The following is a 20421-nucleotide window of genomic DNA, read 5'->3' as shown; positions in this document are numbered from 1 at the left end:
GAGACTTCGTGGCCTGTGACCTGTGGCTGGTCCCCCTCGTCGATGTGCTGTGCCACAGCCCCGACAACCCCTTCGCCGAAGAGATAGCCGTCTACGACAGAGCGCTCGGCGAGGCTGGGCTGCCGCCCGTGCCCGTCTACGCCTACATGCCGGGGCTGACCGGTGAGGTGGCCCCGGTCGCGGGCTTCGACTACGACGCGCTGCACTTCCTGCGCCGCGCCTATCTCCTGTGCCTCAGCGGCCTCACCGTCTCCCCGGTCGACGAACTGGGCGGGGACTACGAGCAGTTGCTGGAGATGTTCGAGCCGACCGCCCAGCAGTCCCACCTGGTGTGGCACTACGACCACGCGGGCGCGTACGTCCCCGTGGACTTCGCCGCGCCGCTGTCCACCGACGCCCTGCTGGAGGGCGGCGGTCCGCTCGGCTCGTCGCACGGCCTGCTTCGCGAGCTGCAGTTCGTCGCCCCGTCCATCGGCATCGACCCGGCCAACCCGCCACCCGCCCCGCTGCCGCCCTCCGCGCCCACCTCGCTGGAGGAACCGGCGGGGCCGATCCCGTACGACGACAACCCGTTCGCCCGGGAACGGCACGTCTGGCTCGGTCTGCACGCGGCGGTCACCCGGAGCCTCGCCCAGGGCTCGATGATCATCTTCAGCTGAGAGGCCGGCGGGCGCCGGCCCCGGCGCTCCCCGCGGTGCTCACCGGAGACCGCAGAGGTCACCGCGGGGACTCCGGCGGCCGCTGCCGCGGCATGTTCGGCCGGCCCATCGACTGCAGCGGGAACCTGCCCGGCAGGGCCCCCTGCTCCGCGCGCCCGCCGCCCGCGCCGCCGGAGACCAGCGCCTGCATCCCCATCGGCGCGGGACCGGCCCGGAACTCCACCATCCAGTCCGCGGTCTCCGACCGTACGAGCTCCGTGATGTCCTCCGAGAAGCGCCGCAGCACCCCCAGGCACCGCTCGGCCGCCTCGCTCGCCGTCCCCTCGGCCGGCCCGAGCACCTCGCGCACGCACTCCGACGCCCAGTCGAACTGGAGCACCTGGAGCCGCCGCTGCACGGCCTGCGCCGTGGCCAGATTCCTTATCCACCCCGAGGTCAGCCCGAAGTACCGGTCGCACGCCATGCACGCGGCCCCCAGCAGCAACGACAGGTAACCCCAGCCCGCCGCGCCGTGCAGCGCGCCCGTCAGGTCCAGCAGTGGCAGCGCGGCGCCCGCGACCACCCCGGCCGCGGTTCCCGTCCGCAGCGCCCTGGCGCCGCGCCGCTTCCGCACCCGGTCGCCCAGATACCAGTCGGCGGTGCGCAGGGCGTCCGCCTCGACCCAGCGGTACAGCTCATCGAGCCGCTGGGCGGGCTCGTCCCAGTCGCCGAGCGGGAAGGGCGTCCCGGTCAGGTCCCCGCCCCGCGCCTCTCGGCTCCGAGAGCCGGAATCCCCATCGGAGGAGACGGCCGGACCGGGCACACCGGATTCGTTGCGGGGCGGCCCCTCGGGCTGCATCTCCGGCTGACTCACCGGGGCACTCCTCTGCATGCTGCATAGCGACGCGTGGTGTCAACCGCGTACTCGACGATGGGCGGATCTCTGCTCTCTGTGCACTCGCTGCACCCGGCCCTCGGTGCGACCCGCAGTCCCCCGTGCGTAACTTTGCGTGACGGGCGATGCGGGTGCGGGTACCGGGACGCCCCCCTTTCCTACCGCCGAATGGTGGGCCATGGGGTAGAAATCGCGGTATTTCTGGGTGCACAGGGCCTCTGGTCAGGTATAGGAGCCCTGCCACGGTTCGCGAGAACTCACTCGAAAGGGTTGCTCGCCAGTGGGTGGGGCGCGTCGCGCGGGGAGCACGTAGGCTCGGCTTACCGAAACATTTGTCGTCGAAATGCCTGGAGTGACCGTGATTCCCGGTGGTGGTCAGCCCAACATGCAGCAGCTGCTTCAGCAGGCCCAGAAGATGCAGCAGGACCTCGCGGAGGCTCAGGAGGAGCTCGCGAGGGCCGAGGTCGACGGCCAGGCGGGCGGTGGCCTGGTGAAGGCGACGGTCACCGGCTCCGGCGAACTGCGCGGCCTGGTGATCGATCCCAAGGCGGTGGACCCGGAGGACACCGAGACGCTCGCGGACCTCGTCGTGGCGGCGGTCCAGGCGGCGAACGAGAACGCCCAGCAGCTCCAGCAGCAGAAGCTGGGCCCGCTCACCGAGGGCCTGGGCGGCATGCCCGGTCTCCCCTTCTGATCCCGGAGATACCCAAGACCGTACGTACCCCCTACGGTACGTACCACGACGCAGCCGATCCGGCTCGAAAGGCGTTCCGTTGTACGAAGGCGTGGTTCAGGAACTCATCGACGAGCTGGGCAGGCTGCCCGGCGTCGGTCCCAAGAGCGCGCAGCGGATCGCCTTCCACATCCTGCAGGCCGAGCCGACGGACGTACGCCGTCTCGCCCACGCCCTGCTGGAGGTCAAGGACAAGGTCCGCTTCTGCGCCGTCTGCGGCAACGTGGCCCAGCAGGAGGAGTGCGGGATCTGCCGCGACCCGCGCCGCGACCGGACGGTCATCTGCGTGGTCGAGGAGCCGAAGGACGTCGTGGCGATCGAGCGGACCCGCGAGTTCCGGGGCCGGTACCACGTCCTGGGCGGCGCGATCAGCCCGATCGAGGGCGTCGGCCCGGACGATCTGCGCATCCGCGAACTGCTGGCCCGTCTCGCCGACGGTTCCATCACCGAACTGATCCTGGCCACCGACCCCAACCTGGAGGGCGAGGCCACCGCGACGTACCTGGCGCGGATGGTCAAGCCGATGGGCCTGCGCGTCACCCGGCTGGCCAGCGGCCTGCCGGTGGGCGGCGACCTGGAGTACGCGGACGAGGTCACCCTCGGCCGCGCCTTCGAGGGGAGGCGGCTGCTCGATGTCTGACCGGCTTCCGGCCGCCGAGCGGCGGTCTCACGACGGCTTTACGTTCAGCGCCGCTATGTTCTACCCACCGTCTCCGACCGCGCCCACGGGAGGTCACCTCGATGTCTGACGCCACGCTGAACACTGTCACGCAGGACCCCGACGATTTCGCGGTCCAGATCGCCGACCAGATCAAGACGTTCGTCTTCGCGGTCACCGAGGTGTCCCACGTGGAGGAGCCCGAGGAGGCCGTCCCGGTCCTGCTCCTCCAGGTCTCCCAGCTCCTGCTGGCCGGCGGCCGGCTGGGCGCGTACGAGGACATCCTCCCCGACGAGCGCTACGAGCCGGACCTGGGCGCCGAGCCGGACCCGGACGGCCTGCGCGAGCGGTTCGCGACCCTGCTGGAGCCGATCGACGTCTACTCCGAGGTATTCGACCCGTACGAGCCCCGCAAGGCCCCGGTCCCGGCCCGCATCTCCGACGACCTGGCCGACCTGGTCACGGACCTGCGCCACGGACTGGCCCACTACGAGGAGGACCGCACCACGGAGGCCCTGTGGTGGTGGCAGTTCTCCTACTTCTCCAACTGGGGCGCCACGGCGTCCGCCACCCTGCGCGCGCTCCAGTCGCTGATCGCCCACATCCGGCTGAACCAGCCCCTCCAGGAGCTCGACGGCCTGGACACCGACCAGGACGCCGCCGACGACGACCTCGCCGAGGAGGCGGGCCGCGTCATGCTCGAGGAGATCGCGGGCCCGCTGGGGCTGCGCCCGGTCAAGTAGCGGACCGGCCGGCGCGGGGCGGACGGGCGCGGCCGCGGACCACGGAGCCGGGCCCGGGGTGTGGACTGGGCCACAACCGGGAGTGGGCCGGGGATCGTCGGGCAGCAGCCCCGTACGAGCAGTCCGGGAGCGACGCGCCGATGATCACTTGGTGAGCGGGACATCTCAACAGGTGATATCAGCGGGGCGTTTCCGGCCTGCTCGTTAAACTGAGCCGACCGCGATAAATGGATTGAGCGAGGAGCGCACGTGGGCCTTGTCGTGCAGAAGTACGGAGGCTCCTCCGTAGCCGATGCCGAAGGCATCAAGCGGGTCGCCAAGCGAGTCGTCGACGCCAAGAAGAACGGCAACCAGGTGGTTGTCGTGGTGTCCGCGATGGGCGACACGACGGACGAGTTGATCGATCTCGCCGAGCAGGTATCTCCGATGCCGGCCGGGCGTGAGTTCGACATGCTGCTGACCGCCGGAGAGCGGATCTCCATGGCCCTGTTGGCGATGGCGATCAAGAACCTGGGCCATGAGGCCCAGTCGTTCACGGGCAGCCAGGCCGGTGTCATCACCGACTCGGTCCACAACAAAGCGCGCATCATCGATGTCACGCCGGGCCGCATCCGGACCTCGATCGACGAGGGCAACATCGCCATCGTCGCCGGGTTCCAGGGCGTCAGCCAGGAGGGCAAGAACATCACCACCCTCGGCCGCGGCGGGTCCGACACCACCGCGGTGGCGCTCGCGGCGGCGCTGGACGCCGAGGTCTGTGAGATCTACACCGATGTGGACGGTGTCTTCACCGCCGACCCGCGGGTCGTCAAGAAGGCCCAGAAGATCGACTGGATCTCCTTCGAGGACATGCTGGAACTGGCCGCGTCCGGTTCCAAGGTGCTGCTGCACCGCTGTGTGGAGTACGCACGCCGTTACAACATCCCGATCCACGTCCGCTCGTCCTTCTCGGGGCTGCGCGGGACCTGGGTCAGCAACGAGCCGCAAGGGGACCAGCAGGTGGAGCACGCCATCATCTCCGGAGTCGCCCACGACGTCTCCGAGGCCAAGGTCACGGTCGTCGGCGTGCCCGACAAGCCGGGCGAGGCAGCAGCGATCTTCCGCGCCATCGCGGACGCCGAGATCAACATGGACATGGTCGTGCAGAACGTGTCCGCCGCGTCGACCGGTCTGACCGACATCACCTTCACGCTCCCCAAGGCGGAGGGCCGCAAGGCCATCGACGCCCTGGAGCGCAACCGGGCGGGCATCGGCTTCGAGTCGCTGCGCTACGACGACCAGATCGCGAAGATCTCCCTGGTCGGCGCGGGCATGAAGACCAACCCGGGCGTCACCGCGGGCTTCTTCGAGGCGCTGTCCGACGTCGGCGTGAACATCGAGCTGATCTCGACGTCCGAGATCCGCATCTCGGTGGTCACCCGCGCCGACGACGTCAACGAGGCCGTGCGCGCCGTGCACACCGCCTTCGGTCTCGACAGCGACTCCGACGAGGCAGTCGTGTACGGGGGCACCGGCCGATGACCGCACGCCGCCCTTCGCTCGCGGTCGTCGGCGCGACCGGGGCGATCGGCGGCGTCATGCTCCAGATCCTCTCGCAGCACGCGGATGTCTGGGGCGAGGTGAAACTCGTCGCCTCACCGCGCGTCGTCGGCCGCAAGCTGGTCGTGCGCGGTGAGGAGGCCGAGGTCCTGGCACTCACCGAGGACGTCTTCGACGACGTCGACGTGGCGCTCTTCCTGGTGCCCGACGAGGTGTCCGCACGCTGGGCGCCGCTCGCCGCGTCCAAGGGCGTCGTCGTCATCGACGACTCCGCCGCCTTCCGGATGGAGGGCGACGTCCCGCTGGTCGTGCCCGAGATCAACCCCCATGCCGTACGGATGCGGCCGCGCGGCATCGTCGCGAGCCCGAACTGCACGACGCTGTCGCTGATCGTCGCGATCGGCGCCCTGCACGCCGAATTCGGGCTGCAGGAACTGGTCGTCTCCTCCTACCAAGCGGTGAGCGGGGCCGGGCGCGATGGCGTCGCCGTCCTGCGCGAACAGCTGTCGCTGGTGGCCGGCACCGAACTCGGTACGAAGCCGGGCGACGTGCGCCGTGTCGTGGGCGATACGGACGGCAGCCCGTTCGCCGCGCCCATCGCGCTCAACGTCGTGCCGTGGGCGGGCACGGACGCGGGCGACGGCTGGTCGTCCGAGGAGCTGGCGATCCGCGACGAGTGCCGCAAGATCCTCGACCTGCCGTCCCTGAAGGTCTCGGTGACCTGTGTGTACGTGCCCGTGGTCGCCACGCACTCGATGTCCGTGCACGCCCGGTTCGAGAACGAGGTCGCGGTCGACCGGGCCCACGAGATCCTGGCCACCGCCCCGGGGGTGGTGCTCTACGACAGTCCCGGAGCCGGCGATTTCCCCACCCCGTCCGATGTGGTGGGCACGGACCCGACCTGGGTCGGCCGGGTGCGCCGCTCACTGGACGACCCCAGGGCGCTGGAGCTCTTCGTCTGCGGGGACAACCTCCGTAAGGGGGCGGCGCTGAACGTGGCACAGATCGCCGAAGCGGTGGCTGCCGAATTTCCCCGGCCCTGATCGAACCTGTTTTGTACTCTCTGTGAATGCCCTGTGAGCAAGTTGCTGGTCTGAACCCCTTGAGCTGCGGTGTCGCGGTGGCGGACGATGACCTTTCGGCCCGTCGCAACCGCCGGCCGGGTGGCAGGCGTCTCACCGGTCGCTTCTTGCGCAACGGGGCGCACATTCGGGGCATTTGGGGAAGAACGGGTACGTATGAGGGCCTATCGCATGGTGTCAAACGCGGTGCCGTATGCGTACAACCCTGACGGGGGGAAACGTGTCCAACTGGCGTGGCAGAGGTTCTCGATATCACAGTGGTGGGCCCCCTGCGCGGCGCTTCGGTGCGACCGCTCAGACGGCCCCGCGCGGCCGGCGGAATGCCGGTGATCGCGCCCATGCCCGCCGCGCGGCCCACGGGGCTGCCGTCGCAGCGCGAGGGCGCTGAGGAGAGCGTGGCAGCCGGAACCACGGTCGACCACCTCACCGAGACCTACCGCGCCCACTACCGTTCGCTGCTCGGCCTCGCCGCCCTGCTGCTGGACGACACGGCGTCCTGTGAGGACGTCGTGCAGGAGGCGTTCATCCGCGTTCACTCGGCGCGCAACCGGGTACGGGAGCCGGAGAAGACGCTCGCGTACCTGCGCCAGACCGTCGTCAACCTCTCCCGTTCCGCGCTGCGCCGGCGCATCCTCGGGCTGAAGCTCCTCTCCAAGCCGATGCCCGACATGGCGAGCGCGGAGGAGGGGGCGTACGACCAGCTGGAGCGGGACGCACTGATCAAGGCGATGCGGGGGCTGCAACGGCGCCAGCGGGAGGTGCTGGTGCTGCGCTACTTCGCCGACATGACCGAGGCACAGGTGGCCGACACGCTGGGGATATCCCTGGGCTCGGTGAAGGCGTACGGCTCCCGCGGCATCGCGGCTCTGCGTGTGGTGATGGAGGCGCAGGCATGAGCGGGCGCCACGACGAGGGGACCGGAATCGGGGACGGGGACCGCCGGCCTGCTCGCGGACATCGGAATGACCGGACTGGAAACGGAATTGTGAACCACGGCCCGGAGAACACCCCGCCCACGGACCGCGACCCGGGCCAGGAGCCGCAGGCGGCTGCCGAGGGGGTCACCGGTGCCGACGGCGCCGCCGCCTCCGGCGGTGTCTCCCGCCTCTTCGGACCGGGTTCCGGGTCCGCCCCCGGCGACGCCCTCGACGAGGCCGCGCTGCGCCGCATGATGCTCGGCGCCGTGCAGGGACTCGAACCGAGCGACGGCACCCTGGACCACCTGTACCGAGCGGTGCCCGCACGGCGTGCGCGGCGTCGGCAGGCACTCGTGGGAGCGGCGGCGGCCGCGCTGCTCCTCGGCACCGCGGTCCCCGCCTTCGTCCATGTCGCCAACTCCGAGACCTCGAGCACCGCCAGCCCCGCCATCGCCGGTCACGGCGAACAGGCACAGGGCGGCAGCGGCGAGGAGCCCGGTGCGAAGTCCGGCAGCGGGGGCGGCACCGGCGGCAGCGACGACGGGCAGCAGAGCGGCACCGAGGGCACCCCGCAGAGCACGGTCAGTCCCTCCGACAGCAGCGGCCAGGGCACGGACGAGAAGACGGACGGCGGCTCCGCGGACGACCCGGCCGCCAGTGCGCAGGCCGTCATGCCGGCGTGCACCCCCGATCAGCTCGGGGTCGCCTCGGCCGCGACGCATGCGGCCGGTGCCGACGGCACGGTGTACGGGACCTTCCGCATCGCCAATGTGTCCGGCAAGAACTGCTCGGTGAGCAGCAGCGGCACCGTGGGCTTCGCGGCGACGGGGGCGGCGGACCCCGCCAGGATCGTGGTCGTCCGGCACACCCAGGGCGACCCGGCGTCCGGACTGCCCGATCCCGCGCAGGAGGAGGCGACCGTACTCCTGAAACCGGAGATGTCCTACGAGGTGCAGTTCGCCTGGGTGCCCGAGGAGACCTGCCCGACCACCGGCAGTTCGCCCTCCCCGACGCCCACGGACGGAGCGGTCGGCAGCACCGGGGGCGCGGCCGGATCCACGACGGGCACGGGCACCGGGGACGGCGAGGCGGGTACGGAGACGCAGTTCGGCAGCGATGAGGGTGACGGCGCGGCCAAGGGCGCCGTGTCCGTGATGCACACTCCGGAACCGGGCGCGCCGGTCGCCGAGACGACGATCCCCAACGCCTGCGCGGGCACGATCTACCGGACAGGCGTGCTCGAACCCACGTCGTGAGGCCCGACGCCCGTCGCGCGGCGTGACGCCGTGAGGCCGACGTCGTGGGGCCGACGCCGGCGTGAGGCCCTTGACGTCGTGAGCCCGACACCCGTCGCGAGGCCCGACGCCGTGGGCCCCGAGCCGTCGTGGGGCGAGGGCGCCCAAGAGGCGGGGGAGCGTGACCTGTGAGGCGGCGGAGCCCGACGTGCGGGGCGGGGGACGGCCGAAGGCTCAGCTCGCCGGGGCGTCCTCGTCGGGGATCAGGCCGAGCTTCAGGTCCCGGGCGGCTTCGGCCTCGCGCCGGAGCAGCCGGAACCACATGAAGACGACGAACGCGGCGAAGACGAACCACTCACCCGTGTAGCCGAGGTTCTGGAACGCCTTCAGGTCGAGTCCGCTGCCCTGGGGCGCGGCGGCCGGTACGGGACGCAGCGCGTCGTCGCCCCGGTCCCGGGCGCCGGTGAGGGCCGCGTCGGCGGTCCCGGACGCGGCGTTCCCCGACGCGCCCGTGCGGGCGCCGGTGTCCTGAAGGGTCACCCAGGCGTCGTAGACGTCGTACGGCACGAGGTTGACCAGGGACGCGGCGCTGATCATGCCCACCTGACCGTCCGGCAGGCCGCCCTTCGAGTCGACGCCGTCCGTGCTCGTGTTCTCCGAGGCCTGGAGGTCGCCGGTCACGGTGACGCGGCCTGCGGGCGCGGCCGGAACCGGGGTCTGTCCGGCCTTCCCGGGCAGCCAGCCGCGCACCACCGGCAGGGCCTTGCCGCTGTCGGTGCGCAGCATGTCCAGCACGTAGAAGCCGCTGCGGTCCTCCAGCTTCCGGCCGGGCACCAGGAACTGGTCGGCGTACCGGCCGCTCGCCGTGGCGGGACGGCCGGAGGTGACCGTGTCGACGGGCAGCAGCTCGTCGAGCGGCCGGGCGGCCATCGTGCCCGGTGCGGGCCGCTCCTCGGCGGCCTCGTGCGTCTGCACGCGGTCCTCGAAGCGGCCGAGCTGCCAGGTGCCCATGAACACGCAGAACGGGATGGCCAGCACGACGAAGAGGTTGATCCCCCACCATCGCGGGGTCAGCAGGAACCGGTACACCCCTCCACGGTACGGTCCCCGCTCCGGCCCCACCGGAGCGGGGGCACCCCGTACGCCGCCCTTTATCCGGCTCCTACGCCCTTACGCCCAGCGCCCTGCGCCACGCCCTAGGCGTCCTCGGCCGGGCCTCCCAGGTGGCGCCGGGCGAAGTCGAGTTCCAGGCGCACCTGCTTGATGCGCTCCTCCACGACGAGCGAGCCGTGGCCCGCGTCGTACCGGTAGACCTCGTGCACGGCGTCGCGGCCCTTCAGCCGGTCGACGTAGTTCTCCACCTGGCGGATCGGGCAGCGCGGGTCGTTGACGCCCGCCGAGATGTAGACGGGCGCCCGCACGGCGTCGACGTACGTGAGGGGCGACGAGGCCTCGAACCGGTCGGGCACCTCCTCCGGAGTCCCGCCCAGCAGGGTGCGGTCCATCGCCTTCAGGGCCTCCATCTCGTCGTGGTACGCCGTCACGTAGTCCGCGACCGGGACCGCGGCCAGGCCCACGGCCCAGTCGCCGGGCTGGGTGCCGAGACCGAGCAGCGTGAGGTATCCGCCCCAGGACCCGCCGGCCAGGACCAGCTTCGCCGGGTCCGCGAGGCCGGACTTCACCGCCCACTCCCGCACGGCCGCGATGTCCTCCAGCTCGATCAGGCCGACCCGGTGCTTGAGCGCGTCCGTCCACGCCCGCCCGTAGCCGGTCGAGCCGCGGTAGTTGACCCGGACGACGGCATAGCCGTGGTCCACCCAGGCGGCCGGTCCGGCGGCGAAGGCGTCGCTGTCGTGCCAGGTGGGTCCGCCGTGGATCTCGAAGACGGTCGGGAACGGGCCCTGGCCCGGACCGGCCGGCCGCTGGACGAGCGCGTGGATCCGGCCCCCGGGCCCGTCCACCCACACGTCCTCGACCGGGACGGAGGCCGGGGCCTTCGCGCCGGGCGGGTCGAGCACCACCGCACCGGTCGTGGAGCGCACGACGGGCGGTTCGGCGGCCGACGACCACAGGTACTCCACGGTGCCGTCCGGCCTGGCCGTGGCGCCCGAGACCGAACCGGCGGGCGTCTCCACCCGCACCAGGTCCCCGTCGGCCGCGACCGGCTCGTACCGCCACAGCTCGCTGCGGGCCTCGAAGCCGTGCTCCACCAGGAGCGCGGAACCGTCCGCGTACCACTCGGCGCCCACGTCACCGGGCAGATCGATGGCGAGGTCCGTCTCCGTGCCCGCCACCGGGTCCCAGATCATCGGCTCCCAGCGGCCGCGGCGCTGGTGCCCGACCAGCAGCCGGGTGTCCCCGGCGACCGGTGCGAAGCCGAGGACCGCGAGGCCGAGCTCCTTCGTGCCGCCCTCGGTGTCGTCCAGCTCCGCGACCGTCGTGCCGTCGGGCCGCACCACACGCAGCGCGGAGTGCATCGCGTCGCCGTGCTCGGTGTGCTCCAGCGCGATCAGCGAACCGTCGTGCGACAGGTCGCCGACCCCCGCCGACTCCCGGTGGCGGTAGATCTCCACGGGCGCCGAACCGGGCCGTACGACGTGGACGGTCGTGCCGTCCTCGTCCGTCGAACGGCCGATCACCGCGGTCCCGTCGCGCCCGATGGCGAGCCCCGCCGGGTAGGACGGCCCGAGGCCGGGAGCCGCCGGCTCGTCCACCGCTCCCGCGCTCCCGGCGTGGAACGGCTGCCGCATCCACACACCGAACTCGTCGCCGTCGGTGTCGTCGAACCACCAGACGGCCTCGCCGTCGGGCGTCAGCACACCGTCCGTCGTCCCGTTCGGCCGGTCGGTCACCTGGCGCTGCTCGCCCGTCGACCGGTCCCATGCGTACAGCTCGTACGTCCCCGTCGCGTTGGAGACGAACAGCGCGCGGTCCGGCGCGTCCTCCGCCCAGTCGGGCAGCGACACCCGGGGGGCGCGGAAACGCTGCTCCCACGCCGGGACGGAACCGTTCGTCGAACCAGTGCTCTCAGTCATGCCCCCCATTCTGCGCCGGACCGCAGACAATCCGGTCGCGTCGTCCGCAGCCTGTGGATAACCTCGCCGACATGTCTGCTCCGATACCCGCCGACTGGCGCGAGGCCAACCGCGCGATGTGGGATGAGCGTGTGCCCATCCACGCCGAAAGCGACTTCTACGACCTCGACTCCTTCCGCGCGGGCAAGGACGCCCTGCGGGACTTCGAACTGGCGGAGGTCGGGGACGTCACCGGCCGGACGCTCCTGCACCTGCAGTGCCACATCGGGGTGGACACCCTCTCCTGGGCCCGGCACGGCGCCGCCCAGGTCGTCGGCCTCGACTTCTCCGAGCCGGCCGTCGAGACCGCCCGCGCGCTCGCCGCGGAGCTGGGCCTGGGCCCGGACCGGGCCGCGTTCGTCGCCGCGGACGTCCATGACGCCGCGGTGGCGGTGCCGGACTCCTCGTACGACATCGTCTACACGGGCATCGGCGCACTGAACTGGCTGCCCGACATCGACCGCTGGGCCGAGACGGCGGCCTCGCTCGTCAAGCCCGGCGGGTTCCTCTACCTGGCGGAGTTCCACCCGCTGACCGACTGCCTCGACGATGCGACCGGTTCGCGCATCGTGCACGACTACTTCAGCCGCGACGCGTGGGTGGACGAGACGCCGGGCACGTACGCCGACTTCGACGCGCCGACCGTCCACAACCGCAGCGTCGAATGGCAGCACCCGGTGGGCAGTGTGGTCTCCGCGCTGGCCGCGGCCGGTCTGCGGATCGAGTTCCTGCACGAGCACGACGCCTCGCTCTTCGCCCGCTTCCCGGTGCTGGAGCGCGGGTCGGACGACTTCTACCGCTTCCCGTCGGAGCGGCCGCGGATTCCGCTGATGTACTCGGTCAAGGCGAGCCGGCCGGAACACCGGTAGCGCAACCGGGGAACACCGGTAGCGCAACCGGGGGTCCGGCGGGGCCGTTCACCGGGGCCCGGCCCGGTTGTCAGTGGCGGGGTCCAGACTCGGAGCATGACCACGACTGCTGATTCGACCGCGGATCCGACCGCAGATCTGCGCGCCACGGTCGAGAACTACTGGACCGCGGCCGACCTCCGCGACTGGGACACCTTCGCGGCCACACTCGCCGACGACGTGCTGTACGACCTGCCGCAGACCCGCGAGCGCATTCGCGGCAAGGAGCGGTATCTGGCGTTCAACGGGGAGTACCCGGGGGACTGGAGGGTGCGCGTCGAGCGGATCGTGGCCGACGGCGGCGGGCGGCAGGCCGCTGTCCGGACCCGCTTCACGGACGGCGCCCAGGAGTCGCACGCCGTCCACTTCTTCACGTTCGACGCACAGGCGCGGATCAACGGGATCACCGACTTCTGGCCGGAGCCGTACGACCCCCCGGCGGGCCGGGAGCACCTGGTCGAGCGGTACTGACCGGTGGTGCGTCCGCCCGGCGGCCCCGGCGCGTACCCGGGTACGGGAGAGGCGCGGCCCCGTTCCGGAGCCGGGAACTCCGGAGCGGGCCGCGCCCCCTCGCCGTCGGGCCTACGCGGCCGAACGGAAGGCGGGCAGATAGCCGTTCGACTGGCCCACCGCCTTGGGGTGGTACGAGTTCTCGATCGGGATCGAGACGCTGTGCAGCCATGCGTCGCCGGAGCACAGTTCATGCCCGGTGAACTCGTCGACGACGCTGGAGAAGGCGAAGCCGGCGTTCGCCGCCTGCTTGGCGATCACCCCGTTCAGCACGGCGGACGCGTCGTTGATCGCGGTGCGCTCCTTCTCCGTGAGACCGGCGACGCAGCTGCCGCCGATCTTGTAGAAGCGGGGGTAGCCCAGCACGACGACATGTGCCTGCGGAGCCCTGGAATGGATCGACGCGTAGAGCGAACCCAGGCGGGAGGGCAGCGTGTTGTTCATCTGGCCCACGGCCGCGTTCACGCTGGCGAGGCAGGTGGACTCGCTGGACAGTACGCAGTCCTGCATGACGTCCGCGAACCCGACGTCATTGCCGCCGGCGGTGACGCTGACCAGCGAGGTGGACGAGTTCAGCGGGCCGAGCTGTCCGCTCGCCACGGAGCTGGTGGTGGCACCCGAACAGGCGACGAAGGCGAACGACGAAGGGGAGTTCGCCGCCGCCCACAGGTAGGGATAGGCCAGGGTGCTGCGGCGGCAGTCACCGCTGTCGGACAGATAGCTTCCGGCGCCGACGCCGGACGAGTACGAGTCGCCCAGGGCGACGTACCCTCCGGTGGAGGCCGAGGCCGGGTGGGTCATGCCGAGAGCCGTCACGGCGGCGAGGATCAGCGTGGTTGCGGACGCCCAGAATCTCCGTACTGACATAGCTGTCAGCCCTCCGAAGTGTGGGGGGAAGTGGGGGGAGTTGATGGAGCGTCATCTGTTGTAGCAGCTCCGCGAACCCGCCAGTAGTAGACGTGCGGAAACCTGCCTGATTTGCCCGAATGATCAGTTGGGAGTCATAGCTCCGCGCGTAGATAAACCTGCAACTCGCCCTGAAACGAAGGTTTGAGGACCACCAGCTCATCATTTCGCAGGCGGCGGCGAGAGGGGTGTGCGGGCGCCACGAAGCGGGCCCGGCCGGAGCCTCAGCGCACGCTGCTGCGCCCGACCACCACACCCGCCCGGTCGATGCAGAGGACGTCGACGGCGACCGGCGCGCCCCGCAGCACCGACAGCGCCTCGTCCCTGGCCGCCGAAGCCACCAGGTCACCGAGCGCGATGCCGCGCGCCATGCAGGAGCGGAGCGCCGCCAGCCCGGTGTTCGCCGCGGCCACTTCGGCCGTCAAGGCGTCGTCGGCCCCGCCCAGCCGCGCCAGCCCGGCCAGGAACGACGGATCGACCTGGGAGCGTCCCGAGTGCAGATCGAGATGGCCGGCCGCCAGCTTCGACAGCTTGGCGAACCCTCCGCAGACGGTGAGCCGCGCCACCGGATGACGGCGTACGTACTTGAGCACCGCGCCCGCGAAGTCCCCCATGTCCAGAAGGGCGATCTCGGGCAGCCCGTACTCGGCCACCACGGTCTTCTCCGAGGTGGAACCGGTGCACCCCGCGACATGGGTCTGTCCGGCGGCCAGCGCCACGTCCACCCCGCGGCGGATCGAGTCGATCCACGCCGAGCAGGAGTACGGCACCACCACACCGGTGGTGCCGAGGATCGAGAGCCCGCCCAGGATGCCCAGGCGGGGGTTCCACGTGGAACGGGCGATCTCCTCGCCGTCGTCCACGGAGAGCGTGATCTCCACGTCCCCCGCGCCGCCGTGCTCCGCCGCGACCCGCCCGATGTGCTCGCGCATCATCCGGCGCGGCACGGGATTGACCGCGGGCTCACCGACCTCGAGCGGCAGGCCGGGCAGCGTGACCGTGCCCACGCCCGGCCCCGCCCGGAACACCACACCCGAGCCGGGCGGCAGGACCCGCACGGTGGCCCGTACGAGAGCCCCATGCGTGACGTCGGGATCGTCGCCCGCGTCCTTGACGATGCCGGCCATGGCCCGGCCGTCGAGCAGTTCCTCCCGCGCGAGCGCGAAGGCCGGGGTCTGGCCGCCGGGCAGCGAGATGGCCACCGGGTCGGGGAACTCGCCGGTCAGCAGCGCCGTGTACGCGGCCGTCGCGGCAGCGGTCGCGCAGGCACCCGTGGTCCAGCCGGGGCGCAGACCGGTGTGCTTGAGTTGGGCGCCGCGTCCACCCGTCGCCTCACTCATGGAGGGCTCCGATGCACGTGCTCGTACTCGGCGGCACGACGGAAGCCCGTCGGCTGGCCGGGCTGCTGGTGGCGGCGCTGCCCGAGGGGTCCAGGGTGACCAGTTCGCTGGCCGGCCGGGTGGCCGGACCGAGGCTGCCGCCCGGTGAGGTGCGCATCGGTGGTTTCGGCGGAGCCGGGGGCCTGGCCGCTTGGCTGCGTACGCACCGGGTGGATGCGCTCATCGACGCCACCCATCCTTTCGCCGGGACGATCAGTTTCCACGCGGCCGCCGGTGCCGCTGCCGCCCATGTTCCTCTGCTGGCTCTGCGCCGCCCCGGCTGGGTGCCCGGCCCGGGCGACGACTGGCACCCGGTCGTATCCCTGGAGGAGGCCGCGGCGGTGCTCCCCGCCCTGGGCCGGAGGGTCTTCCTCACGACGGGACGCCTCGGCCTCGGGGCCTTCGCCGGATTGGACGGGCTCTGGTTCCTGGCGCGGTCGGTGGACGCGCCCGAACCGCCGTACCCCGCGCGCATGGAGACGCTGCCGGCCCGGGGGCCGTTCACCCTCGACGGGGAGCGCGAGCTGATCCGCCGCCACCGCGTGGACGTCCTCGTCACGAAGGACAGCGGCGGCGCCGCCACCGCCCCCAAGCTCGCCGCGGCCCGCGAGGCGCGGATCCCGGTGGTCGTGGTGCGCCGGCCACCGGTCCCGGAAGGCGTGGCGGTGGCCGGTAAGCCGGAAGAGGCCGTCAGCTTGCTGCGCGAGCTCCTCGGCCACGCCCGCTGACCCCCGGCCGGCTCACTCCTCCTCGCTCGCAAGGGCGTTGACGGCCGAGGCCGCCATCGCGCTGCCGCCCCGCCGGCCCCGCACGATCAGGTAGTCGAGCCCCGACGGGTGCGCCGCCAGGGCGTCCTTGGACTCGGCGGCGCCCACGAAACCGACCGGCACACCGATGACGGCGGCCGGCCGCGGCGCCCCCTCCTCGATCAGTTCGAGCAGCCGGAACAGTGCGGTGGGGGCGTTCCCGACGGCGACGACCGCACCGTCCAGCCGGTCGCGCCACAGCTCCAGAGCAGCGGCGCTGCGGGTCGTACCGAGCTCCGCCGCGAGTGCGGGGACCGACGGGTCGGACAGGGTGCACACCACCTCGTTGTCCGCGGGCAGCCGCCGCCGGGTGATGCCGCTGGCCACCATCGCCACGTCGCACAGGATCGGCGCCCCGCCGCGCAGCGCCGCACGGGCGCGGCTCGCCACGTCCGGGCTGAAGGCGAGATCGCGCACCAGGTCGACCATGCCGCAGGCGTGGATCATCCGGACCGCCACCTGGCTCACATCGGCCGGCAGGCCCGTCAGATCCGCCTCGGCCCGGATGGTGGCGAAGGACTGGCGATAGATGGCCGGTCCGTCCTTCTCGTACTGGTGCACAGTGCTCTCGCTCTTTTCGTCTCTGCGTCTCTGCGTCGGGAAGGGCCGTACGCGCACGTCGTCTCCGCGTCGGGAACGGCCGTACGCGCACGTCGTCTCCGCGTCGGGAACGGCCGTACGGGCACATCGTCTCTGCGTCGGGTGCCGTACGGACGCTCGTACGGGCACGGTCGTGAACCCCTGGAGCCCTACGCACCGCACCGCCCCCACGAGCACCGCGGGACACCGCACCGGCAGTATCCCCGGAGCGGTGTCACAGCGCTGCGGGGCGTCCGGTCCGAGGGAGGTGTCAGGCAGCCGGGGCGGGGGCGGGCAGGGGCGATACAGTCGGCCTCGTGGTAAGCGCGCGCACTCTCCCGAGACATCCTCTCCTTCGAAACGGCCGCCTCGCTCCGCACGCCGCGGCGCGGCCGTCCTTCTCCCGCTGCCGCGCGGACGCGAGGTGAACAGTCCCGCACGTGTGACGATCAAGGACGTCGCCGCCCGCGCCGGCGTCTCCAAGGGGGCCGTCTCCCTGGCGTTCAACCAGAAGCCGGGCGTCTCGGAAGCCACCCGTCAGAGGATCTTCGAGGCGGCCAAGGAGCTGGGCTGGTCCCCGAACCTCACCGCGCGCAGCCTCTCCAGCCAGCGGGTCGACATCGTCGGCCTCGCCCTGTGCCGCCCCGCCCGGCTGCTGGGGCTCGAACCGTTCTACATGGACTTCATCTCCGGGATCGAGAGCGTCCTGGCCGACCGGCAGTACTCGCTGCTGCTGAGGCTGGTGCGGGACCTCGACGAGGAGACGGAGCTGTACCGCTCCTGGTGGCGGAGCCAGACGATCGCCGGCGCGATCCTGGTCGACTTCCACGAGGACGATCCGCGGGTCCCGGCGCTGCAGTCCATCGGGCTGCCGGCGGTGGCCGTCGGACATCCGTCCCTCACCGGTTCGTTTCCCGCGGTGTGGACCGACGACGCCACCGCCACGGACGAGGCCGTCCGCTATCTGGCGGCGCTCGGGCACCGGCGTATCGCCCGTGTCGGCGGCCCGGTCGGTCTCGGGCACAGTGCCATCCGGGCCGCGGCCTTCGCGGCCACGCTGCGGGAGCTGGGACTGGAGGAGGGCCGGCAGATCGCGACCGGCTTCGACGGGAGCGAGGGGGCCCGGGCCACCCGCTCCCTCCTGATGTCGGCCGACCGTCCGACGGCCATCGTCTACGACAACGACATCATGGCCGTGGCAGGGGCGGGGGTCGCCGCGGAGATGGGGTTCGTGGTCCCCGACGACCTCTCGCTGCTGGCCTGGGACGACTCGCAGCTGTGCCGGATCACTCATCCCACGCTGTCGGCGATGAGCCACGACGTGCACAGCTTCGGGGCGCAGGTGGCCCGTACGCTGTTCGCCGTCATAGAGGGGCAGCACACCGGTTCCGTACAGGTGCCGACCCCGTCCCTCACCCCGCGCGGTTCCACCGCGCATGCCCCTGCCGGTAGGTGAAGAGGGGGTCTCCCCGCCCGGCCGGGCGGGGAGACCCCCTCCCTCCGCCCTCTCACGGGGCGGAGCGTTCTGGTCCGGTCAGGCCTTGGTGCAGGACGTGCCGTTGAGCGTGAAGGCGCCGGGCGCGCTGTTGGCCGAGGTGGAGGAGCCGTTGAAGCCGAAGCTCACCGACCCCCCTGCCGGAATGGTCTCGGTCCAGGCCTCGTGGGTGGCGGTGACCGCCTTTCCCTGCTGGCTGACCTTGGCGTTCCAGGCGGAGTTGACCCTCTGCTCACCCGGGAAGGAGAACTGGAGCTTCCAGCCCTTGACCGCGGTGGTGCCGGTGTTGCGGATGGTGACGTCTGCGTTGAAGGTGCTGCCCCAGTCGCTGAGCCGGTAGTTCACCTGGCAGGGGCTGGTCCCGCCGTTTCCGTCGCCGCCGCCGTCCGTGCTGCCGTACACGCTGGCCTCGTGCGAGGTCGCCTTGATCCCGTTGGCGCCGTTGAAGAGCCGCTGGCCCCACGTGGTCAGCCGGCCGGCGTCGAAGCCGGTGGCCAGGTCCAGGTACTCGACCCCGCCGCCGTTGCCGCTCCAGGACCAGCCCAGGTAGCCGAGACCCAGCTGCTGGGCCGTGGCCATGATCGCGTCCTCGTCCGGGTTGCCGTCCGAATGCGCGTCCCCGAATTCACCGACGACGATCGGCAGCTTCTGTGACACAAACCGGTTCAGGTAATCCTTCACTTCGGCGGCCGTGTCATAGACGCCGTACATGTGGATCGAGAAGACCGTGTTCTTGTCGGGGTCGGCGGCGAAAACTCCTGCCGCGTTGTCCCGCATGGTGAAGGACCAGTCCTGGCCCCAGTTCGGGGCGTCCACCATGATGGTGTGCTTGAACCCGGCGGCCCGCATGCTCTTGATGGCGTCGGTGGTGCCGGAGGTCCAGTTCGCGTAGCCGGTGTTTCCGTACGGCTCGTTGCCCAGGTTCAGGATGATGTACTTCTCCTGGCCCTCGACCGCGCTCTTGATCCCCTTCCAGTAGTCCACCGCGCGGGAGAGCGGAACCGCGGCGCCGGCCTCGCCGTACCCGGTGGTGTCGTGGGCCTCCAGCACGCAGACCAGGCGGCTGGCCTTGCACTGGCTGACGATGGCCGCGACGTCGGCGGTGTCGTTCTTGGTCCACTGGTCGCCCGTGCTGAGCACCACGCGCGCCGAGTTGGCGCCGAGGGCCTTGATGTCCTTGAGAGCCTGCGGAGTCCTGGCCGTGTACCAGGTGTGGGCGTGGTTGACCCCGCGCAGGACGAAGTCCTTGTTGTTGGCGTCGAGCAGGCGCCCGTCGCTGACGTGGAACCCCGTGGACGCATCGGCGGCCTGGGCCGCGTGGGGTGCGGTGAGCACGGCGGCGGTGACGGCCAGCAGCGCTCCCGCAGCGGTGGCCAGCATCCTTCTCATATGTCGCTCCCAATGTGGTGGCGTGCCCACGGACCGGAACGCAGGGCCGTCCGACGCGTCACGCTCTGCCGTATATGGCGGTCGTCCTCCACCCCGGGGCGTGCCGCGAACGGCGCGACGGCGTGTGACTTCCGAGGCGCATTCCATATTCCGTGGCGAAAGGAAATGCGGCCGGGGTGGGAGGAATGCTCGTCGGCCGGATAGTGATTGCGGCTCTCGCCGGCCGGCGAGGATATCGATCGCGAGAAACGGCCGATGAGCGGCCCCGTGATGCGTGCTCACATGGGTGGTGTGCGCGGGGAGTTCATCTTCCGATCAGGCGACTGGAAGAGAGGTTAGGGGCATGTGAAGGGGGAGACAACCGTTGGAACCAAACCGGTTAAGTTTAGCTGCGGTTTAATAGTCGCCGCGCGCCGGAATGGCCGAATCGCCCGATTCCCCGGCCTCTGAGCATGGCCCGGGCCGTCCGGTCACCGGGCGAACCTCTCGATGGCGGACGGCGTGACGGGGCTGAAGAAGTTGACGAGATTGCCGTCGGGGTCGCGGAACAGCAGCGCGCGGTTCCCCCAGGGCATCGTGGTGGGCTCGTTGACGAAGTCCTCCACGAAACCGGTCAACCTCTCGTACACGCCGTCCACGTCGTCGACGCGGAACTCGAGGATCACGCTGCGGTTCTCGGCCGGACGGGCGGAGCCGGGTGCGAACAGCGGGACGGTGCGGGTGCTGCCGATCGCGAGGGTGGCCGAAGCGGTCCTGAGCTCGGCGAAGTCCTCGTTGGCCCAGCGGGCGGATACGCCGGTGGCGCGCTCGTAGAAGGCGACGAGGCGGGCCACGTCGCCGCTGATGACGCGGACAGAGACGAAGTCCATGGGGTTCTCTTCTCCTGGTGGTCGGGTGCTTGCGACGCACGCTACGAGCAATACCGGGCGGAACCG

The 20421-nt window shown here is 71.3% G+C and carries 20 protein-coding genes; 12 read left to right on the top strand and 8 right to left on the bottom strand.

Annotated features, from left to right (window positions below):
- Positions 1-8 precede the first annotated feature (8 nt).
- Positions 9-659 carry a hypothetical protein gene (locus E6R60_RS12510; protein WP_136326569.1) on the top strand — a complete coding sequence of 217 codons (651 nt, stop codon included), beginning with the start codon at positions 9-11 and terminating at the stop codon, positions 657-659.
- Positions 660-717: 58 nt separating this feature from the next.
- Here E6R60_RS12510 and E6R60_RS12505 read toward each other — a convergent pair whose 3' ends face one another.
- The gene (locus E6R60_RS12505; RefSeq protein WP_240802523.1) at positions 718-1512 is read right to left on the bottom strand and encodes an SLATT domain-containing protein; all 795 of its coding nucleotides are present in this window, start codon (positions 1510-1512) and stop codon (positions 718-720) included.
- A gap of 379 nt (positions 1513-1891) precedes the next feature.
- Here E6R60_RS12505 and E6R60_RS12500 point away from each other — a divergent pair, with 379 nt between their 5' ends.
- The 7 genes from E6R60_RS12500 to E6R60_RS12470 all read left to right on the top strand — a co-directional run bounded on the left by E6R60_RS12500 (position 1892) and on the right by E6R60_RS12470 (position 8461).
- Positions 1892-2227, top strand: a complete 336-nt coding sequence (locus E6R60_RS12500; protein ID WP_136326777.1) for a YbaB/EbfC family nucleoid-associated protein — start codon at positions 1892-1894, stop codon at positions 2225-2227.
- A 79-nt stretch (positions 2228-2306) separates the two neighbouring features.
- The gene (gene recR, locus E6R60_RS12495) at positions 2307-2906 is read left to right on the top strand and encodes a recombination mediator RecR (RefSeq protein ID WP_136326568.1); all 600 of its coding nucleotides are present in this window, start codon (positions 2307-2309) and stop codon (positions 2904-2906) included.
- 101 nt (positions 2907-3007) lie between these two features.
- Positions 3008-3667 (top strand): DUF5063 domain-containing protein, encoded by a 660-nt coding sequence (locus E6R60_RS12490; protein ID WP_136326567.1) that lies wholly within the window; start codon positions 3008-3010, stop codon positions 3665-3667.
- Between the two features lie 249 nt (positions 3668-3916).
- Positions 3917-5188, top strand: a complete 1272-nt coding sequence (locus E6R60_RS12485; RefSeq protein ID WP_136326566.1) for an aspartate kinase — start codon at positions 3917-3919, stop codon at positions 5186-5188.
- Entirely contained in the window at positions 5185-6249 is a 1065-nt protein-coding gene (locus E6R60_RS12480) for an aspartate-semialdehyde dehydrogenase (protein ID WP_136326565.1), read from the top strand. Before E6R60_RS12485 ends, E6R60_RS12480 begins: the two co-directional genes overlap by 4 nt.
- A gap of 359 nt (positions 6250-6608) precedes the next feature.
- A complete protein-coding gene (locus tag E6R60_RS12475; protein WP_136326564.1) occupies positions 6609-7184 on the top strand; it encodes a SigE family RNA polymerase sigma factor in 576 nt (191 codons plus the stop codon).
- 89 nt (positions 7185-7273) lie between these two features.
- Complete coding sequence (locus E6R60_RS12470; RefSeq protein ID WP_136326563.1) at positions 7274-8461, top strand: hypothetical protein; 1188 nt, start codon at positions 7274-7276, stop codon at positions 8459-8461.
- Between the two features lie 213 nt (positions 8462-8674).
- Here E6R60_RS12470 and E6R60_RS12465 read toward each other — a convergent pair whose 3' ends face one another.
- Entirely contained in the window at positions 8675-9529 is an 855-nt protein-coding gene (locus E6R60_RS12465) for an SURF1 family protein (protein WP_136326562.1), read from the bottom strand.
- 107 nt (positions 9530-9636) lie between these two features.
- Positions 9637-11484, bottom strand: coding sequence for a prolyl oligopeptidase family serine peptidase (locus E6R60_RS12460; RefSeq protein WP_206309395.1), 1848 nt, complete (start codon positions 11482-11484; stop codon positions 9637-9639).
- A gap of 62 nt (positions 11485-11546) precedes the next feature.
- Between E6R60_RS12460 and E6R60_RS12455 the strand changes: the two genes are divergently transcribed.
- Both E6R60_RS12455 and E6R60_RS12450 read left to right on the top strand, forming a co-directional pair.
- Entirely contained in the window at positions 11547-12383 is an 837-nt protein-coding gene (locus tag E6R60_RS12455) for a class I SAM-dependent methyltransferase (protein WP_136326561.1), read from the top strand.
- Positions 12384-12479: 96 nt separating this feature from the next.
- On the top strand, positions 12480-12893 hold the full coding sequence (locus tag E6R60_RS12450; protein ID WP_136326560.1) for a nuclear transport factor 2 family protein: 414 nt from the start codon (positions 12480-12482) through the stop codon (positions 12891-12893).
- Between the two features lie 111 nt (positions 12894-13004).
- Here the strand turns inward: E6R60_RS12450 and E6R60_RS12445 are convergent, their stop codons facing one another.
- Together E6R60_RS12445 and E6R60_RS12440 are read right to left on the bottom strand one after the other, a co-directional pair.
- Positions 13005-13799, bottom strand: a complete 795-nt coding sequence (locus E6R60_RS12445; RefSeq protein ID WP_136326559.1) for an SGNH/GDSL hydrolase family protein — start codon at positions 13797-13799, stop codon at positions 13005-13007.
- A 263-nt stretch (positions 13800-14062) separates the two neighbouring features.
- The gene (locus E6R60_RS12440; RefSeq protein WP_136326558.1) at positions 14063-15178 is read right to left on the bottom strand and encodes a cobalt-precorrin-5B (C(1))-methyltransferase; all 1116 of its coding nucleotides are present in this window, start codon (positions 15176-15178) and stop codon (positions 14063-14065) included.
- A gap of 11 nt (positions 15179-15189) precedes the next feature.
- On the opposite strand from E6R60_RS12440, the gene E6R60_RS12435 reads away from it, so the two are divergent.
- On the top strand, positions 15190-15945 hold the full coding sequence (locus E6R60_RS12435; protein ID WP_136326557.1) for a cobalt-precorrin-6A reductase: 756 nt from the start codon (positions 15190-15192) through the stop codon (positions 15943-15945).
- Between the two features lie 12 nt (positions 15946-15957).
- Here E6R60_RS12435 and E6R60_RS12430 read toward each other — a convergent pair whose 3' ends face one another.
- On the bottom strand, positions 15958-16584 hold the full coding sequence (locus E6R60_RS12430; protein ID WP_136326556.1) for a precorrin-8X methylmutase: 627 nt from the start codon (positions 16582-16584) through the stop codon (positions 15958-15960).
- 442 nt (positions 16585-17026) lie between these two features.
- Here E6R60_RS12430 and E6R60_RS12425 point away from each other — a divergent pair, with 442 nt between their 5' ends.
- On the top strand, positions 17027-18058 hold the full coding sequence (locus E6R60_RS12425; RefSeq protein WP_136326555.1) for a LacI family DNA-binding transcriptional regulator: 1032 nt from the start codon (positions 17027-17029) through the stop codon (positions 18056-18058).
- A gap of 78 nt (positions 18059-18136) precedes the next feature.
- On the opposite strand, the gene E6R60_RS12420 is transcribed toward E6R60_RS12425, so the two are convergent.
- Both E6R60_RS12420 and E6R60_RS12415 read right to left on the bottom strand, forming a co-directional pair.
- A complete protein-coding gene (locus E6R60_RS12420; RefSeq protein ID WP_240802538.1) occupies positions 18137-19477 on the bottom strand; it encodes a cellulase family glycosylhydrolase in 1341 nt (446 codons plus the stop codon).
- A gap of 479 nt (positions 19478-19956) precedes the next feature.
- Positions 19957-20355 carry a VOC family protein gene (locus tag E6R60_RS12415; RefSeq protein WP_136326553.1) on the bottom strand — a complete coding sequence of 133 codons (399 nt, stop codon included), beginning with the start codon at positions 20353-20355 and terminating at the stop codon, positions 19957-19959.
- Between the last annotated feature and the right edge of the window lie 66 nt (positions 20356-20421).

The organism is Streptomyces sp. A0642 (assembly GCF_004795105.1).
GTDB lineage: Bacteria > Actinomycetota > Actinomycetes > Streptomycetales > Streptomycetaceae > Streptomyces.
The sequence above is the reverse complement of the archived record's forward strand: the minus strand, read 5'-3'. Positions and strand labels throughout refer to the sequence as shown.

Coding starts and splice junctions, on each gene's coding strand:
- E6R60_RS12490 (WP_136326567.1), top strand. CDS start 3,008: ATGTCTGACGCCACGCTGAACACTGTCACGCAGGACCCCGACGATTTC.
- E6R60_RS12480 (WP_136326565.1), top strand. CDS start 5,185: ATGACCGCACGCCGCCCTTCGCTCGCGGTCGTCGGCGCGACCGGGGCG.
- E6R60_RS12475 (WP_136326564.1), top strand. CDS start 6,609: ATGCCGGTGATCGCGCCCATGCCCGCCGCGCGGCCCACGGGGCTGCCG.
- E6R60_RS12460 (WP_206309395.1), bottom strand. CDS start 11,484: ATGGGGGGCATGACTGAGAGCACTGGTTCGACGAACGGTTCCGTCCCG.
- E6R60_RS12455 (WP_136326561.1), top strand. CDS start 11,547: ATGTCTGCTCCGATACCCGCCGACTGGCGCGAGGCCAACCGCGCGATG.
- E6R60_RS12450 (WP_136326560.1), top strand. CDS start 12,480: ATGACCACGACTGCTGATTCGACCGCGGATCCGACCGCAGATCTGCGC.
- E6R60_RS12445 (WP_136326559.1), bottom strand. CDS start 13,799: ATGTCAGTACGGAGATTCTGGGCGTCCGCAACCACGCTGATCCTCGCC.
- E6R60_RS12440 (WP_136326558.1), bottom strand. CDS start 15,178: ATGAGTGAGGCGACGGGTGGACGCGGCGCCCAACTCAAGCACACCGGT.
- E6R60_RS12435 (WP_136326557.1), top strand. CDS start 15,190: ATGCACGTGCTCGTACTCGGCGGCACGACGGAAGCCCGTCGGCTGGCC.
- E6R60_RS12420 (WP_240802538.1), bottom strand. CDS start 19,477: ATGCTGGCCACCGCTGCGGGAGCGCTGCTGGCCGTCACCGCCGCCGTG.
- E6R60_RS12415 (WP_136326553.1), bottom strand. CDS start 20,355: ATGGACTTCGTCTCTGTCCGCGTCATCAGCGGCGACGTGGCCCGCCTC.